At 65.0% G+C, this 15,395-nt stretch carries 17 protein-coding genes; 9 read left to right on the forward strand and 8 right to left on the reverse strand.

What is annotated here, in order from left to right:
- Nucleotides 1–75: 75 nt before the first annotated feature.
- Both ABIA40_RS15080 and ABIA40_RS15085 read left to right on the forward strand, forming a co-directional pair.
- Complete coding sequence (locus ABIA40_RS15080; RefSeq protein WP_271547204.1) at nt 76–657, forward strand: peroxidase-related enzyme; 582 nt, start codon at nt 76–78, stop codon at nt 655–657.
- Between the two features lie 10 nt (nt 658–667).
- On the forward strand, nt 668–1,171 hold the full coding sequence (locus ABIA40_RS15085; protein ID WP_271547205.1) for an MgtC/SapB family protein: 504 nt from the start codon (nt 668–670) through the stop codon (nt 1,169–1,171).
- Here the strand turns inward: ABIA40_RS15085 and ABIA40_RS15090 are convergent.
- The 3 genes from ABIA40_RS15090 to ABIA40_RS15100 all read right to left on the reverse strand — a co-directional run bounded on the left by ABIA40_RS15090 (nt 1,168) and on the right by ABIA40_RS15100 (nt 4,263).
- Complete coding sequence (locus ABIA40_RS15090) at nt 1,168–3,720, reverse strand: cation-translocating P-type ATPase (protein ID WP_404541784.1); 2,553 nt, start codon at nt 3,718–3,720, stop codon at nt 1,168–1,170. The two genes, ABIA40_RS15085 and ABIA40_RS15090, sit on opposite strands and share 4 nt — an antisense overlap.
- A complete protein-coding gene (locus ABIA40_RS15095; protein ID WP_271503424.1) occupies nt 3,717–3,884 on the reverse strand; it encodes a hypothetical protein in 168 nt (55 codons plus the stop codon). Before ABIA40_RS15095 ends, ABIA40_RS15090 begins: the two co-directional genes overlap by 4 nt.
- Nucleotides 3,885–4,119: 235 nt before the next feature.
- On the reverse strand, nt 4,120–4,263 hold the full coding sequence (locus tag ABIA40_RS15100; protein ID WP_192859586.1) for a hypothetical protein: 144 nt from the start codon (nt 4,261–4,263) through the stop codon (nt 4,120–4,122).
- A 264-nt stretch (nt 4,264–4,527) separates the two neighbouring features.
- On the opposite strand from ABIA40_RS15100, the gene ABIA40_RS15105 reads away from it, so the two are divergent.
- On the forward strand, nt 4,528–4,683 hold the full coding sequence (locus ABIA40_RS15105; protein ID WP_198399655.1) for a hypothetical protein: 156 nt from the start codon (nt 4,528–4,530) through the stop codon (nt 4,681–4,683).
- Between the two features lie 11 nt (nt 4,684–4,694).
- Here the strand turns inward: ABIA40_RS15105 and ABIA40_RS15110 are convergent, their stop codons facing one another.
- The gene (locus ABIA40_RS15110) at nt 4,695–5,324 is read right to left on the reverse strand and encodes a ParB-like protein (RefSeq protein ID WP_157282303.1); all 630 of its coding nucleotides are present in this window, start codon (nt 5,322–5,324) and stop codon (nt 4,695–4,697) included.
- Nucleotides 5,325–5,583: 259 nt separating this feature from the next.
- Here ABIA40_RS15110 and ABIA40_RS15115 point away from each other — a divergent pair, with 259 nt between their 5' ends.
- The 6 genes from ABIA40_RS15115 to ABIA40_RS15140 all read left to right on the forward strand — a co-directional run bounded on the left by ABIA40_RS15115 (nt 5,584) and on the right by ABIA40_RS15140 (nt 10,368).
- On the forward strand, nt 5,584–5,925 hold the full coding sequence (locus ABIA40_RS15115) for a hypothetical protein (RefSeq protein WP_157282304.1): 342 nt from the start codon (nt 5,584–5,586) through the stop codon (nt 5,923–5,925).
- 232 nt (nt 5,926–6,157) lie between these two features.
- Nucleotides 6,158–6,445: an acyl carrier protein gene (locus ABIA40_RS15120; protein ID WP_007592476.1), complete on the forward strand. Its 288-nt coding sequence runs from the start codon at nt 6,158–6,160 to the stop codon at nt 6,443–6,445.
- Nucleotides 6,446–6,455: 10 nt separating this feature from the next.
- Nucleotides 6,456–6,926, forward strand: coding sequence for a 3-hydroxyacyl-ACP dehydratase FabZ family protein (locus ABIA40_RS15125; RefSeq protein WP_157282305.1), 471 nt, complete (start codon nt 6,456–6,458; stop codon nt 6,924–6,926).
- Nucleotides 6,923–8,128: a beta-ketoacyl-ACP synthase gene (locus ABIA40_RS15130; RefSeq protein WP_271547209.1), complete on the forward strand. Its 1,206-nt coding sequence runs from the start codon at nt 6,923–6,925 to the stop codon at nt 8,126–8,128. The genes ABIA40_RS15125 and ABIA40_RS15130 overlap by 4 nt, the downstream gene beginning before the upstream one ends.
- Nucleotides 8,129–8,149: 21 nt before the next feature.
- Complete coding sequence (locus ABIA40_RS15135) at nt 8,150–9,427, forward strand: beta-ketoacyl-ACP synthase (protein WP_157282307.1); 1,278 nt, start codon at nt 8,150–8,152, stop codon at nt 9,425–9,427.
- A gap of 8 nt (nt 9,428–9,435) precedes the next feature.
- A complete protein-coding gene (locus ABIA40_RS15140) occupies nt 9,436–10,368 on the forward strand; it encodes a lipid A biosynthesis lauroyl acyltransferase (protein WP_404541788.1) in 933 nt (310 codons plus the stop codon).
- A gap of 99 nt (nt 10,369–10,467) precedes the next feature.
- Here ABIA40_RS15140 and ABIA40_RS15145 read toward each other — a convergent pair whose 3' ends face one another.
- From ABIA40_RS15145 to ABIA40_RS15160, 4 genes are all read right to left on the reverse strand, one after another.
- A complete protein-coding gene (locus ABIA40_RS15145; protein ID WP_404541791.1) occupies nt 10,468–11,574 on the reverse strand; it encodes a polyamine ABC transporter substrate-binding protein in 1,107 nt (368 codons plus the stop codon).
- Nucleotides 11,575–11,580: 6 nt separating this feature from the next.
- Nucleotides 11,581–12,762 carry an aminotransferase gene (locus tag ABIA40_RS15150; protein WP_271547212.1) on the reverse strand — a complete coding sequence of 394 codons (1,182 nt, stop codon included), beginning with the start codon at nt 12,760–12,762 and terminating at the stop codon, nt 11,581–11,583.
- 7 nt (nt 12,763–12,769) lie between these two features.
- Nucleotides 12,770–13,096, reverse strand: coding sequence for a rhodanese-like domain-containing protein (locus ABIA40_RS15155; RefSeq protein ID WP_025035596.1), 327 nt, complete (start codon nt 13,094–13,096; stop codon nt 12,770–12,772).
- 323 nt (nt 13,097–13,419) lie between these two features.
- Nucleotides 13,420–15,354 carry a potassium transporter Kup gene (locus tag ABIA40_RS15160; protein ID WP_271547213.1) on the reverse strand — a complete coding sequence of 645 codons (1,935 nt, stop codon included), beginning with the start codon at nt 15,352–15,354 and terminating at the stop codon, nt 13,420–13,422.
- Nucleotides 15,355–15,395: the final 41 nt, after the last annotated feature.

The following is a 15,395-nucleotide window of genomic DNA, read 5'->3' on the forward strand; positions in this document are numbered from 1 at the left end:
CCACTTCGGACCGGCAGATTGAGCCCGCCTTCCGCATCGACTATGGTTCCCGCCTAAAAGCCGGAATCCATGCCCATGACAAAGACCGCCGCGCAACGCTTTCCCGCCCCCGCCCTCGAAACCCTGCCCGACGACATCCGCACGCGCCTCCTTGCCGTGCAGGAGAAGAGCGGCTTCGTGCCGAACGTGTTCCTGACGCTGGCCTACCGCCCTGACGAGTTCCGCGCCTTCTTCGCCTATCACGACGCGCTGATGGAGAAGGACGGCGGCCTCACCAAGGCCGAGCGCGAGATGATCGTGGTGGCGACGTCGGCGGCCAACCAATGCCAGTACTGCGTGATCGCCCATGGCGCGATCCTGCGCATCCGCGCCAAGAACCCGCTGATTGCCGACCAGGTCGCGATCAACTACCGCAAGGCCGATATCACGCCGCGGCAGAAGGCGATGCTCGATTTCGCCATGAAGGTTTCAGCCGACGCGCAGCGGGTTTCCGAGGACGATTTCGCCGCGCTTAGCCCCCACGGCTTCAGCGACGACGACATCTGGGACATCGCCGCGATCTCCGCCTTCTTCGCTCTGTCGAACCGGCTGGCGAATTTCACGGGCATGCGGCCGAACGAGGAGTTCTATCTGATGGGCCGCCTGCCGAAGACGTAATCGAGGCGCCATGACCGAGCTCGATTGGCCCGAAATCCTGCTGCGCCTCGGCACGGCCACGCTTGCCGGCGGCGCGATCGGCCTCAACCGCGACCTGCACGGCAAGCCGATCGGGCTGAAGACGCTCGGCATCGTCGGGCTCTCCACCGCGAGCGTGGTTCTGCTCGCATTGCAGCTCGCCGAACCGGCCAGGGTCGTCGACGCCGCCAGCCGTGTCATCCAGGGCATCCTCACCGGCATCGGCTTTCTCGGCGCCGGCGTCATCGTGCACCAAAGCACCGGGTTTCGCGTTCGAGGCCTCACCAGCGCCGCCTGCACTTTCCTTGCCGCCTGCCTCGGCATCGTCTGCGGCGCCGGACAGTGGAGAGTCGTCGTCGTCGCCCTGGCGCTGGCCTTCGTCCTGCTCACGATTGGCCGTCGCCTCGAGCGCCGGCTGCATCGCATGCTTGGCGGCAAGGAAGATCCGCAGCGGACGGAGACCTCGCCGAGCTCGGGTCAGCGGGAGAGCGATTAAAATCGCAACCGCCGCGCCCAAATCGGCTTCAGCAGTTCGAGCTCCGTGAGCACCAATAGTCCGGCGCCGAGCGTGATCATCAAATCGTCAACATGCAGCGGACCGAAGCGAAACAGGCCGGACGCCGGCGGCCAGAACAAGGCTGTGGCGAGAACTAGCGCAATCAAGAGGAATATCCAGAGCAAGGCCGCGTTCGGACGGAAGAAGGCAGACAGGAACGATGCGCTGAAGGATCGATTGACCAGCACCAGCGCGAGGACGCAGGCGACGAGCGCAATGAATGCGAGGGTGCGAGCCTCATCGGGCGGCAGGCCGGAACGAAGCGCTGCGACGAAGATCACGGCGATCAAGGCGAAGGCCATCGCGCCCTGCAGAACGCTCCAGGCGATCAGGGGCCACGAGAACAGCTCCGCATCGGCATGCCGCGGCGGACGCTTCATGACGTCGCGCTCCTCCCGCTCGGCCTCGAACACCAGCGAGCAGACCGGATCGATGATCAGCTCGAGAAAGGCAATGTGCACCGGGCCGAGCACCAGCGGCAGCCCGAACACCAGGGGAAGCAGCGCAAGACCCGCGATCGGCACGTGGACGGCAAAGATGAAGGCCATGGCCTTGCGCAGATTGTCGTAGATCCGGCGACCGAGGCGGATGGATGCGACGATGGAGCTGAAGTCGTCGTCGAGCAGGACGATCGAGGATGCCTCGCGAGCGACGTCGGTGCCGCGGCCACCCATCGCGATTCCGATATGGGCGGCCTTCAGCGACGGCGCGTCGTTGACGCCGTCGCCCGTCATCGCAACGATCTCGCCGCTGCGCTTCAGCGCCTGGACGATCCGCAGCTTCTGCTCCGGCAGAACCCGCGCGAAGACGTTCACCTTCCTGACGAGTGCCTCGATCTCGCGGTCGTCAGCGAGCTTGACCTGCTCCCCGGTCGCGACCTCATCGACGTCGAGCCCGGCTTGCGCGGCGATCGCCATGGCGGTTGCCGGATAGTCGCCCGTGATCATGACGACGCGGATGCCGGCCGAACGGCACTCGCGAACCGCCTCCGGAACATGAGGCCGCAACGGATCGGCAAGCCCGACCAGCCCAACGAAGCGAAATACGAAAGCCTCCTGGGATGCCGGCAGGGAAGCCTCATCGCAAACGGCAACCGCCATCCCCAGCACCCGAAGCCCGTCCTTCGCCATGGCCCCGACGGCAGCTTGCACGGCCTCGCGATCGGCTTCGTTCAGCCTGCACAGGCGCGCAATCGCCTCCGGCGCGCCCTTGGCGCATGCAATGAGCTCCGCTGCCGCGGATGTCCGCCAAGCCTGGGTCATGGCGAGCAGCTCGGGGCGCAGACCATAGGTGCGCACCAGCGTCCGCCCGCTATCCGTCGCGTCGCCGTCCCGCAGCACACCACGCGCGAACGCATGCAGCGCCTTCTCCATCGGATCGAACGGCTCCGGAGAGCTTGCCAGCGCCCCGCAGCGCGCCAGCTCTGCGAACTCGGGCCCGACCTGATCCGATCCGGACGCCTCCGCACGCAGGCGCGCGCCGTCCAGCAGGCGCAGTTCGGCGACCGACATCTGGTTCTGCGTCAGCGTTCCGGTCTTGTCGGTACACAGGACTGTTGCTGAGCCGAGAACCTCGATGGCCGCGGCTCGCCGCGTCAGGACGCGGGCCTGGGAAATCCGCCACGCACCCATTGCCATGAACACCGTGAGCACGACGCTGAATTCTTCTGGAAGCATCGACATGCCGATGGCGACGCCTGCCAGCAGCGCCTGCAGCCAGTCGCCGCGCGAGACGCCGTAGAGCACAATCGCGGCCAGGCTGATGATGGCGCCGCCGAGAAAGCAAAGCCGCACCAGCCTTGCGGTCTGTTGCTGAAGCCGCGGCGGCTCGGCCTGCAGGCCGCGAAGCGACAGCCCGATCTTCCCGATCTCGCTGCGCGGCCCGGTGGCCTCGACCAGCGCCAGCCCCTCGCCGCGCACGACGAGCGAACCGGAATACACGAATGGCTGATCCTCGCCGCCGGGCCGGTGAGCGGCTACTTTGCTCTTGTCGGCGGTCTTCTTGCGGACGGGCACCGACTCGCCGGTCAGCAGGGACTCGTCGATCTGCAAGTCCCGCGCTTCGACGAGCGCAGCGTCGGCGGGGACGCGATCGCCTTCACCGAGGACGAGAAGATCGCCCTGCACGACCTCGCGGCCGGCAATTCGCCGGCGCGCACCGTCACGCACCACCAGCGCCCGCGGGCTGGTCAGGTCGCGCAAGGCTTCCAGCACGCGCTCGGTCCGGGTTTCCTGCACCACCGTGATCACGATGGACATCGCCCCGAAAGCCAGCAGGATCACCGCCTCCTTGAGATCGCCGAGCACGAGGTAGATCAGCCCGCCGCAGAGCAGCAGCAGGAGCATCGGCTCGCGCAGCACTTCCACCACGATGCGCAGCGGACTGCGTCGTTCCGGCCGAGGCAGTTCGTTGGGGCCGTCTGCCGCGAGCCTCGCCCGGGCGTCGGTCTCGCTCAGGCCGACCGCACCTTCGCGTTGCACCTCGCTCACGATTTCCGCCGCAGGCTCCAGAAGCTGCCGGCTCCGACGATTGCAGTGGCGAGCAGGACGGCAACGAAGGTCTGGATGATGGTGAAGTTCAGCGCGTCACGCGCGACGAATAGCGCCGTGATCGCGCCGGCGAGGACGAAAAGAATGCGAAAGATGACGCTCATGGCCGTGCCTCCAAGGTCTGCATGACAAGATCTGCATTGACTTGGAGCCCGGGCCCTCCGCATCGGGGCACAACGCTGTCGCTGCAACCATGCAGGCAGAGCTTAGCCGGTCGGGGCGAGGCAGGTTTGCGACAGGTCAAGCCGACCCATCCATCATCGCTCGCCAGATGCGACGTGATGTCCGCCTCGGAGCGCGCAGCCGCCGCATCGCTCACGGCTGCGAGGCCGTATGCGGCTAGCGCTTCGCCATCAACTCGAGCGCCGGAGCAAAGCGTTCCGCGAACGTCAACGACTTGGCGTGGTGGACTGCGGCAAAGGATGCAGAGATTCCCGCCGAAGCGACCGCGAGCAAGGCAACTACGAAAGCCAGACGGCGCATGTTCGCCTCCTGTGTGAGCTCGACTACTCCATAGAGATGGGACTGCTCTGTTTCAGGACGGTTTCGTGGGCGGGGAAATTGATTTCGCTCAAGCGGCTGTGATGAGATCCGACTTATCTGGGCGCAATCCATACCCAACTAACAAGAGTAGACGTGTTTTGCAGCGCCGGCCGTATTGGGAATTTTGATACCCGCGAGCGCGATCCCAGGCACTGCGACGACGAGCAACATTCGCTGCAATGGGAGTCATCGAGGACTACGCAAATGAAGATCGTGATCCAGAAGCTCAATGGCCTGTGGCACCTCATCGTCGGATCGAGCCGGATCCGAACGCCGTTCCTGGACACCCAGGACCGCGCGCTGGTGGTCACTTACGCCCGCCGCGCCTATCCCGGCGCCAGGATCTTCCAGCGCGACTGATGTGATTACTCTTAGTCGTCGTCCGCCGGGCCGCACCAGCCGGGCAGATAGATCGCATTCTTGCTTCTGGCCGCGACCATCGCCTTCTCGAGCGCATTGTCGAAATCGGCCTCCACCGCCTTGCGCGAGACCTGCCGGCGCAGGAAGTCGGCCCACAGGAATTCAGAAAACGGTGTGGTGTCCTTGGCGAAGCCGCCCATGCGGCGCAATTCGCCGGCAAGACTGCGGAATGGATCGTCCTTGAGGTCGGCAACCGATTTCGGCAGGTCGCGGAACGAGCGCCGCTCGCCCTTGGCGTCGTAAGGATAGACCCAGCGCTTGTTGTCCATGACGCCCCAGAACGCCTCGCGCTCCACCATCCTGAGATCGCCGACGACGGTCACCAGCACCTCCTTGACACCTTCATCGTGCAGCGCGCGGCCGAGGTGATGATGATCGATCACGTAGTAGCGCGCGTCGGGACCGTAAACGACGGGGATCATGTGCTTGCCGAGCAGATCCGCCTGCTTCTTCTTGCCATGCTCGCGCCAGCGCTTCCGCTTCTCCTTGACCTCGCGCATGCCGACCGTCATCTGCGTCGGCCGGAGCGACAGGATCGGAACCGGATGCACTCTCGGCTCGCGCGCGTTGGTCGTGGTCATGATCGAAGGCCCCTGGCATGCAACTACGGTTCGGGTTCCCGCGACTATGCCACGGGTCCCGCGGTGGCAAAATCCGTTCGGAAGACGCGCAGATCACAAGTCGATACCGGCCGGTAAAAAGACGTCCTCAATGGCTGTCGCTATGCCCTCGTTGCAAATAGTACGAACGCACAAATGCAGCCTAGCATTGCGAAGATTTACTGCAACGCGTGCCTCACCTATGCTATCTAGATCGCTGCTTCGGAGTGATCCCCGCCCCATGAACAACCAGCGGCCCATAAGCTCTGATGAGGAGCACCGGGTGCTCCAGTTCAGGCCGCGCACCCCGCCTTCCCCAAGGGTCCAGCGCGGCAATGGCTCCGTGCAACCGCTCCGCCTCACGCCCGAACGGCTGGACCTGTCGCGCTACGAGCAGCCGCATGCCGAGCCCGACAATTACCGGCAGCGCATGCTTGCCAATATCGCAGCGCTCGCCTTCACCATCGCGCTGACGGCGATCGGGATCTGGCTCGCGGTCAGCATCGCCGACCTGCGCCGGACCCAGGATTGCGTGCTGATGGGCCGCCGCGACTGCGTCAAGATCACGACACCGCATATTTAGGACCGGCCCGGCACGGACCTCATGGCGGACGGACCCAGCCGGCATCCCCAGCCGCGTCCGGTGCAGTCCCCGGGGGCCTGCCCGGCTCCATTGAACTCAAGGCGGCGCTCCGATATACGGGCTTTCGACCCGGCCAGAGGGGGGTTTGAGGGCGTCATCAGGGCGCGATGCCCAGCCACCGTGCCACTCTGGACAATCTGACAAATACCTACAATATATCAAAGGCTTAGTGATGTCCTCCACATTCGATCAGGTCGCCACGATCATCGCTGAAACCTGCGACATCCCGCGCGACACGATCACGCCGGATAGCCATGCCATCGATGACCTCGGGATCGACAGCCTCGATTTCCTCGATATCGCCTTCGCGATCGACAAGCAGTTCGGCATCAAGCTGCCGCTGGAGAAGTGGACTCAGGAGGTCAACGACGGCAAGGCGACCACCGAGCAATATTTCGTGCTGAAGAACCTGTGCGCCCGCATCGACGAACTGGTTGCGGCCAAGGGCGCGAGCGCCTAAGGGCGCAGTCATGCAACTCGAATACTTCCACATGATCGATCGCATCGTCGACCTCAAGGTCGACGAGAAGACGATCGTCGTCGAAGCGCAGGTCCCGCAGGAAAGCACCATCTTCGAGGGGCACTTCCCCGGTTATCCCTTGATGCCCGGCGTGCTCCTGATCGAATCGATGGCGCAGGCCTCGGGCTGGCTTCAACTCGGCGTGTTCAGGTTCGAACGCATGCCGATCCTGGCCGCCGTGAAGGAGGCCAAGGTCCGCGGCTCGGTCTTCCCCGGCGATCTCATGAGCATCGAGGCGAGCCTCACCCATGAAGGCTCCGGCTATGCCATGACCGAGGCCAAGATCCGGGTCGGCGGCAAGCTGCGCGCGAATTCGGCCCTCACCTTCACGCTGATTCCCTTCCCCAATGCGGATATGCGCTCCCACATGGACGCCATCGCCAAGCGCGTCGGATTTCCGCAACAGGCCGTATCGTCATGACTGACACTCCCGCTTTGAAGCCGGGCCAGACCGAGGTCTGGATCACCGGCATTGGGCTCGCCACCTCGCTCGGCGAGGGCCTCGACGCCAACTGGGCCGCGCTTTCCGAGAAGCGCATCAATGTCGACGAGAAGGGCTTTGCGCCCTACATCGTGCATCCCTTGATGCCCGTATCCTTCGACAGCCAGATCCCGAAGAAGGGCGACCAGCGCCAGATGGAAGCCTGGCAGCGCATCGGCACCTATGCCGCTGGCCTTGCGCTCGATTCCGCCGGCATCAAAGGCAACAAGGACATCCTGTCGAAAATCGACATGGTCGTCGCCGCCGGCGGCGGAGAGCGCGACATCAACGTCGACAGCGGCATTCTCACCGCCGAGGCCAAGGGCGCCAACGCGCCGGGTTTCCTCAACGAACGGCTGATGAGCGATCTGAGGCCGACACTGTTCCTGGCCCAGCTCTCTAACCTGCTCGCCGGCAACATCGCCATCGTGCACGGTCTGGGTGGCACCTCGCGCACCTTCATGGGCGAAGAGGTCGCCGGCGCCGATGCCGCCCGCATCGCGCTCGCGCGCATCGCCTCGGGCGAGAGCGACATCGCGCTGGTCGGCGGCTCGTACAACGGCGAGCGCAAGGACCTGCTCGTCCTCTACGAGTTCGGCGATTTCAACCTGAAGGACAAGTTCACGCCCGTCTGGGCCCGCAAGGATAATCCCGGCTTCGCGCTCGGCTCGGCCGGCGCTTTCCTGGTGCTGGAATCGAAGGCGCATGCGGAAGCGCGCGGCGCCAAGCCGTTCGCAAAGCTGTCGAGCGTCGTCGCCGACCTCGCCAAACGCAAGCAGCCCGGCGACATGGCCGCGACGCTCGAGAAGCTGTGGGCCAAGCTGCCCAGGCGCGAGGGCAAGGGCGCGATCATCACCGGAGCGACCGGGGCGGAGCCCGCGACCTCGGACGAGCGCGACTTCCTGAAGAACCATGCCGACTTTCCGGTGCGCTCGACCGGCACGGTGTTCGGCCACGCCATGGAAACGCAATTTCCGCTCGGCATTGCCCTCGCCGCATTGTCGATCTCGCGCGGCGCGCTGTTCCCGCCGAATGATTCCACGGGGACCGAGATTGAAATGCAGGGTGCGCCCACCCAGATCGTGGTGGTGGGAGCCGGACACTGGCGCGGCGAAGGCATGGCGCTGGTCGAGGCGGTTTAATCAGCTCAAGCGGGGATCGACATGACTGCACCACGCGACAAACTCGGGCGTCCCGTCGTCGTCGTCACCGGCATGGGCATCATGACCTCGCTCGGCGCCGGCAAATCCGACAATTGGGCAAAGCTCGTCGCCGGCGAATCCGGCATCCGCACCATCACGCGTTTTCCGATCGACGGCCTCAAGACCACGATGGCCGGCACGGTCGATTTCGTCAGCGCCGATCCGTTCTCTTCCACCGCCCTGTCCGAGCGGATGGCCGAGCTGGTGACGCAGGAAGCGCTGGAGCAGGCCGGCATCGGCGCCAAGGCCGATTTCCCGGGTCCGCTTTTCCTCGCGGTGGCGCCGGTCGAGGTCGAATGGCCGCAGCGTCGCGAGCTCGGTCGCGCCGTCGGCCAGCAAGACATCACCTATGACGATCTGCTCCGCATCTCCGGCGGCGGCAAGTTCAGCGCGTATCATCATCGCTTCATGTTCGGCTCGGTTGCTGCCCATCTTGCCGAGACCTTCGGTACCAAGGGCTCGCCGATCTCGCTGTCGACGGCCTGCGCGTCCGGAGCCACCTCGATCCAGCTCGGCGTCGAGGCGATCCGCCGCGGCGAGACGGACGCAGCGCTGTGCGTCGCGACCGACGGCACCGTGAACCCGGAAGCGCTGGTGCGCTTCTCGCTGCTGTCGGCGCTTTCGACCCAGAACGACCCGCCGCAGGCGGCCTCCCGTCCCTTCTCCAAGAACCGCGACGGCTTCGTGATGGCCGAAGGCGCCGGCGCGCTGGTGCTGGAGAGCTATGAAGCCGCCACCGCGCGCGGCGCAAAAATTCTCGGCGTGATCGCCGGCTGCGGCGAGCTCACCGATTCCTTCCACCGCACCCGCTCCTCGCCCGACGGCAAGCCGATCATCGGCTGCATGAACAAGACGCTGGCCGATGCCGGCATGACGCCGGACCAGATCGACCACATCAACGCGCACGGCACCGCGACGCCCGAGAACGACAAGATGGAATTCAACACGACGTCGGCCGTTTTCGGCGAGCTCGCGCAGAAGATTCCGGTCACCTCCAACAAGTCGATGGTCGGCCACACCATCTCGGCCGCCGGCGCAGTCGAGGCGATCTTCTCGCTGCTCACGCTCGAGCATCAGCGCATTCCGCCGACGATCAACTACGACAATCCGGATCCCACGATCCTGTTCGACGTCGTCGGCAACAAGGCGCGCGATGCGCGCGTGACCGCGGTGATGTCGAACTCGTTCGGCTTCGGCGGCCAGAACGCTTCGCTGATCCTGACCCGCGAACCGGCCTGACCGGACGCATGGCGCTGCTTCCTGCGAGCACGAAGGCCCGCGCGCGGGAGGCTGCCAAATCGCTCGGCGGCAGCCTGATCGGCGCCGCGACCGTCGCGATGCTGCGCACCACGCGCTATTTCGATCCGGCCAAGACCTCGGACTTCTTCGCGCGTGCCGTCAAGCTGATCGGGCCGCGCCTGCGCGAGCACCGCATCGGCCGCGCCAACCTCGCCGCCGCCTTCCCCGAGAAGTCACCGGAGGAGATCGAACGGATCCTGATGGGCGTCTGGGACAATCTCGGCCGCGTCGGCGCCGAGTTCGCCCATATCGATCAGGTCTGGGACTACGCCCGCGATGTCCCGGAGAAGAGTCGCATGGAGATTTCCCCGCGCAGCATCGAGCTGTTCGACCAGATCCGCGACGACGGCAAGCCGGCGCTGATCTTCGCGGCGCACCTTGCGAACTGGGAATTGCCGGCGCTCGCGGCGGTCGCGCATGGCCTGGACACCGCGATTCTCTATCGCCGCCCGAACATCGCCTCGGCCGATCGCATCATCCAGGAGATGCGCCAGGTCAACATGGGCACGCTGATCCCGGCCGGCCGCGACGCACCGCTGCGGCTCGCACAGGCGCTGAAGGACGGCAAGCACGTCGCCATGCTGATCGACCAATATCTGACAGCCGGCGTCGAGGTCACGTTCTTCGGCCGCAAGACCCGCGCCAATCCGATGCTGGCGCGCCTCTTGCGCCAGGTCGAATGCCCGATCCACGGCGTGCGCATCATCCGCCTGCCCGGCGGCCGCTTCCGCGGCGAGCTCACTGAAGAGATCCAGCCGGTGCGCGATGCCGACGGCGGGATCGACATCCAGGGCACGACGCAGGCGATCACGAGCGTCGTTGAAAGTTGGGTTCGCGAGCATCCCGAGCAGTGGCTGTGGCTGCACAGAAGGTGGCGGTAAATACTCCGTCATTGCGAGCGCAGCGAAGCAATCCAGAATCGTTCCACGGAAGCAGTCTGGATTGCTTCGTCGCTTCGCTCCTCGCAATGACAGGCGCTACTACCGCCCCGTCTTCACCTTCGTCCACAGCCGGTTGATGATCCGCTGCGTGGCCGGCTCGCGCGCCGTGATGACGAACAGTTTTGCGAGCGTCGCCTCGTCCGGATAGATGTTCTTGTCGTTCAGGATCTTCGGGTCGACCAGCTTCTGGCTGGCGAGGTTGCCGTTGGCATAGGACAGGAAGTCCGAGTTCTTGGCGGCCACATCAGGCCGATAGAGATAGTTGATCAGCTCGTAGGCTTCCCTAACGTTCTTGGCATCCGCGGGGATCGCGAGATTGTCGAAGAACATCTGCGCGCCCTCCTTCGGGATGGTGTAGCCGATCTCGACGCCGCTTTTGGCTTCGGCGGCGCGGGCGCGGGCCTGCATGATGTCGCCGGACCAGCCGACCACGAAGCAGATCTCGCCGGTCGCCAGCGCGCTCAGATATTCGGAGGAGTGAAACTTGCGCACGGACGGGCGGACCTTGGCGACGGCATCGGCGGCCTTCTCGAGGTCGGCCTGCTTGGTCGAGTTCGGATCGAGCCCGAGCCAGCTCAGCGCCGCCGGGAAGATGTCGTCGGCGGAATCGAGCATGTGCACGCCGCAATCTTTGAGCTTCGCCAGATTCTCCGGCTTGAAGACGATGTCCCAGCTGTCGATCTTGGCATCGGGGCCGAGGATCTGCTTCACCTTGGCGATGTTGTAACCAATGCCTGTCGTGCCCCACATGTAGTTGGCGGCGTAGACATTGCCGGGGTCGTAGGTGGCGAGGCGCTGCGTCACCACCGGCCAGGCATTGGCGAGGTTCGGGAGCTTCGACTTGTCGAGCTTCTGGAAGATGTTGGCCTTGATTTGGCGCTGCAGGAAGTACGCCGTGGGCACCACGACGTCATAGCCGGACTTGCCGGCCATCAGGCGCGTCTCCAGCGTCTCGTTGGCGTCGAAGGTGTCGTACACGACCTTGATGCCGGTCTCCTTGGTGAAGGCTTCAAGGACCTCAGGCGCCATGTAGTTGGACCAGTTGTAGAAGTTGACGACCCGCTCCTCGGCCCTAACAGGGGCGGAGAGCAACGTCAGTGCCGCAGCGATCGCGAAACCAAGCCTGGGGCGGCCGACGTTCGTCATCTCGATCTACCTCTTGCGTCCACGCACCGCGTCCGACAGCCGCTCCAGCGCGGTGTCGAGCGTCTGGTCCTTCTTGGCAAAACAGAAGCGCACCACCGAGGTCACGGGGTCCTGCTCGTAGAACGCCGAGACCGGGATCGCGGCGACCTTGTAGTCTTTCACAATCCGCCAGCAGAACTCGGTGTCACTCTCGTTGAGCCCGAGCGGCGACAGGTCGACGGTGAGGAAGTAGGTGCCTTGCGACTTCAGCACGGGAAAGCCGAGGCTCTCCAGGCCCTTGGTCAGGCGGTCCCTGCTTCGCGTCAGATCCTTGCGCATCGACAGGAAGTAGTCGTCGGACTTGCCGAGGCCATAGGCGACGGCGGCCTGCAGGTTCGGCGCGGTGGTGAAGGTCAGGAACTGGTGCACCTTGGCGGCGACGCGCAACAGCTGTGGCGCCGCGCAGACGAAGCCGATCTTCCAGCCCGTCAGCGAGAAGATCTTGCCCGCCGAGCCGACCTTGATGGTGCGTTCGCGCATGCCGGGGATGGTGATCAGCGGGACATGCTTGTGCTCGTCGAAGGTGACGTGCTCCCAGACCTCGTCGCAGATCGCGATGACGTCGAACTCCTGGCAGTAGCGCGCCAAGAGCTCGAGGTCCTCGCGCGGATAGACCACCGCGCTGGGATTCAGGGGGTTGTTGAACAGCACCGCCTTGGTTTTTGAATTGAACACGCTTTTCAGCATGTCCTCATTCAGCCGCCAGTGCGGCGGCTCCAGGCGAACCAGGCGCGGAATGCCGCCGGCCTGGCGGATGATCGGCAGATAGGAATCATAGACCGGCTGGAAGCAGACCACTTCGTCGCCGGGCTGGACCACCGCGAGGATCGCCGAGGTCAGCGCCTCGGTCCCGCCGGAGGTCACCATCACCTCGCTCATCGGATCGAGCTTGAGGCCGTGCCAGTGGCTGTAATGGGTCGCGATCGCCTGGCGCAGCTCCGGCAGGCCCATCATCGAGGGGTACTGGTTGTAGCCGTTCAGCGAGGCCTCGGCCGCGGCGCGGCGGATGTCCTCGGGGCCGGGATCATCCGGAAAACCCTGGCCGAGATTGATCGCATTGTTGTCGCGCGCGGCCTGCGACATCGCCTCGAAGATGGTGACGGGAAGGTCGGCGAAGACCTTGTTCAGCGAAGAGCTCTTGGTCGTCATTGCGCGGTTAGCCACCGACCTTGCTGGGAAGCCCGGCCGCCTTCCAACCCAGCATGCCGCCGGCCAGATGCTTATCGTAAGGCAGGCCCGCCGCCTGCGCCGCCAGCGAGGCCGTCACCGAGCGCTTGCCCGAACGGCAGGCGAACACGACCTCCTTGCCGGCCGGATCGGGGATCGCCTTGGGATCGAAGGTCGAGAGCGGAACCACGACGCCGTAAGGGTACGCCTCGGCCTCGACCTCGTTCGGCTCACGGACGTCGACGAGCAGATAGCGCCCTTCCGCGACACCCTTGGCGACCTCGTCCGGGGTCAGATCCTGCACTTGATTTGCCACATCATCCTCCAACGTCGCGGGCCGCGTACCGGGGCGATCCCGGCCGGCGGCAACCTCGCCTCTCGGGAGACGAAAATCAAGCGCTACAAAGGCTTGAGCCGCGCGGCGCAAGTTAAAGCTAAATCGCAGCGACTTGAAGTGCGGCTTACGGGGCACTTCACCTCTCCCGTAGGGAGAGGTCGGATCGCATTGACAGATGCGATCCGGGTGAGGGGTTGCGGTCTCATTGAACGCTGCGGCCTCTCACCCGGATTTGCTGCGCAATCCGACCTCTCCCCCGATGGGGAGAGGTGGACACTTGAGCCACTTGCTCGAACGTAATCCTAGATCGTCACCTGCGTGCCGACCTCGACCACACGGCCGGACGGGATCTGGAAATAGTCGGTGGCGTCGTTGGCGGAGCGGCTGAGCGAGATGAACAGCCGGTCCTGCCAGCGCGGCATGCCGGAATGGGCGGCGGGCTTGAGCGCCCTCCGCGACAGGAAGAACGAGGTCGACATGATGTCGAACTGCCAGCCCAGCTTGCGGGCGATCGCGAGCGCCTTCGGCACGTTGGGCGATTCCATGAAGCCGAACTTCAGCGTCACCTTGGAGAAGGTCGGTGAAATCTGCTCCAGCTTCACCCGTTCGGCCGGATCGATCCGCGGGGTTTGCGCGGTCTCGATGGTGAGAATGACGTTCTTCTCGTGCAGCACCTTGTAGTGTTTCAGACTATGCATCAGCGCGGTCGGCGCGCTGAGCGGGTCCGAGGTCAGGAACACCGCAGTGCCAGGCACTCGCTGCGGCGGCCGCTTCTCCAGCATTGCCACGAGATCGGCGAGCGGGAACTCGAGCTTGCGCGACTTTTCAAATAGCAGCCGGCTGCCGCGCCGCCACGTGTACATGAGGATGATCATGAGCGCGCCGAGCGCCAGTGGCACCCAGCCGCCCTCAAACACCTTCAACAGGTTCGCGCTCAGGAAGGTCAGATCGAGGAACAGGAACGGCGCAATCAGCGCGCCGGCGGCAAGCGCTGACCAGCGCCAGCCCTTCCAGACCACGACGAAGCCCATCATCGCCGTGACCACCATGGTACCGGTGACGGAGATGCCGTAGGCGGATGCGAGCGCGCTCGACGAGCGGAACAGCAGCACTAGCAGCACCACCGCGACCAGCAGCAGCTGGTTGATGCGCGGAATGAAGATCTGGCCGGAATGGGCTTCCGACGTATGGCGAATTTCAAAGCGCGGCAGCAGCCCGAGCTGGATCGCCTGGCGCGTCAGCGAATAGGCGCCGGTGATGACGGCCTGGCTCGCGATGACGGTCGCCATGGTGGCGAGCACGACCATGCAGCCTCGGAGGAAGCCTTGCGGGAATAGCTGAAAGAACGGGCTCACGATGGCACCGGGATCGCCGAGCACCAGCGCGCCCTGCCCCAGATAGTTCAGCGCCAGCGAGGGCAGCACTACGATGAGCCAGGCGGTCTGGATCGGCCGCTTGCCGAAATGGCCGAGGTCGGCATAGAGCGCTTCGGCGCCGGTCACCGCCAGGAACACAGCGCCCAGCGTCACGAAGCCGATGACGCCATGGTGCAGCATGAAGTTCACGGCATAGAGCGGGTTGAGCGCGAGCAGCACCTGCGGGTGCTGGGCGATCTGAGGGATCGCCGCCACCGCCAGGACCGTGAACCAGACGCACATGATCGGGCCGAAGAAGGCGGCAACGCGCGCCGTGCCGCGGGACTGCACGGCGAAGAGGCCGACCAGGATCACCACCGTCAGCGGAACGATGTAGGGCTCGAACCTGAGCGTGACGTCCTTCATGCCCTCGATCGCCGACAGCACGGAGAGCGCCGGCGTGAGCACGGCATCGCCGTAGAACAAAGCTCCGGAAATGATGCCGAGCAGCACAATGGTCGCGCCGCCGCGGCCGGTGCCAACCGCCCGCTGGGCCAGCGCCATCAGTGCCAGCGTGCCGCCCTCGCCGTTGTTGTCGGCGCGGAGCAGGATCACGACGTATTTGAGCGTCACCACCACGATGAGCGCCCATAGAATCAGCGAGAGCACGCCGAGAACGGCGGCCGGCGTCGGCAATCCCTCCGCGCCCGAGGCGGCCATCACCGCCTCGCGGAACGCGTAGAGCGGGCTGGTGCCGATGTCGCCGTAAACGACGCCGATGCTGCCGAGCGTCAGCGCGCCGAAGCCGGCGGTGGTATGGGCCTCGCCATGCCCATTGGCCGCCACCGTTTCCGGGGCGGGAACTGCTACGTCGCTTGTCATGGGAGAGCCCGATGGCCTCTAAAATGCTTCACTGCACAATG

The organism is Bradyrhizobium sp. USDA 223 (genome assembly GCF_044909005.1).
GTDB classification, from domain to species: Bacteria; Pseudomonadota; Alphaproteobacteria; order Rhizobiales; family Xanthobacteraceae; genus Bradyrhizobium; species Bradyrhizobium yuanmingense.

Coding starts and splice junctions, on each gene's coding strand:
- ABIA40_RS15080 (WP_271547204.1), top strand. CDS start 76: ATGACAAAGACCGCCGCGCAACGCTTTCCCGCCCCCGCCCTCGAAACC.
- ABIA40_RS15085 (WP_271547205.1), top strand. CDS start 668: ATGACCGAGCTCGATTGGCCCGAAATCCTGCTGCGCCTCGGCACGGCC.
- ABIA40_RS15095 (WP_271503424.1), bottom strand. CDS start 3,884: ATGAGCGTCATCTTTCGCATTCTTTTCGTCCTCGCCGGCGCGATCACG.
- ABIA40_RS15100 (WP_192859586.1), bottom strand. CDS start 4,263: ATGCGCCGTCTGGCTTTCGTAGTTGCCTTGCTCGCGGTCGCTTCGGCG.
- ABIA40_RS15105 (WP_198399655.1), top strand. CDS start 4,528: ATGAAGATCGTGATCCAGAAGCTCAATGGCCTGTGGCACCTCATCGTC.
- ABIA40_RS15110 (WP_157282303.1), bottom strand. CDS start 5,324: ATGACCACGACCAACGCGCGCGAGCCGAGAGTGCATCCGGTTCCGATC.
- ABIA40_RS15115 (WP_157282304.1), top strand. CDS start 5,584: ATGAACAACCAGCGGCCCATAAGCTCTGATGAGGAGCACCGGGTGCTC.
- ABIA40_RS15120 (WP_007592476.1), top strand. CDS start 6,158: ATGTCCTCCACATTCGATCAGGTCGCCACGATCATCGCTGAAACCTGC.
- ABIA40_RS15125 (WP_157282305.1), top strand. CDS start 6,456: ATGCAACTCGAATACTTCCACATGATCGATCGCATCGTCGACCTCAAG.
- ABIA40_RS15130 (WP_271547209.1), top strand. CDS start 6,923: ATGACTGACACTCCCGCTTTGAAGCCGGGCCAGACCGAGGTCTGGATC.
- ABIA40_RS15135 (WP_157282307.1), top strand. CDS start 8,150: ATGACTGCACCACGCGACAAACTCGGGCGTCCCGTCGTCGTCGTCACC.
- ABIA40_RS15140 (WP_404541788.1), top strand. CDS start 9,436: ATGGCGCTGCTTCCTGCGAGCACGAAGGCCCGCGCGCGGGAGGCTGCC.
- ABIA40_RS15145 (WP_404541791.1), bottom strand. CDS start 11,574: ATGACGAACGTCGGCCGCCCCAGGCTTGGTTTCGCGATCGCTGCGGCA.
- ABIA40_RS15150 (WP_271547212.1), bottom strand. CDS start 12,762: ATGACGACCAAGAGCTCTTCGCTGAACAAGGTCTTCGCCGACCTTCCC.
- ABIA40_RS15160 (WP_271547213.1), bottom strand. CDS start 15,354: ATGACAAGCGACGTAGCAGTTCCCGCCCCGGAAACGGTGGCGGCCAAT.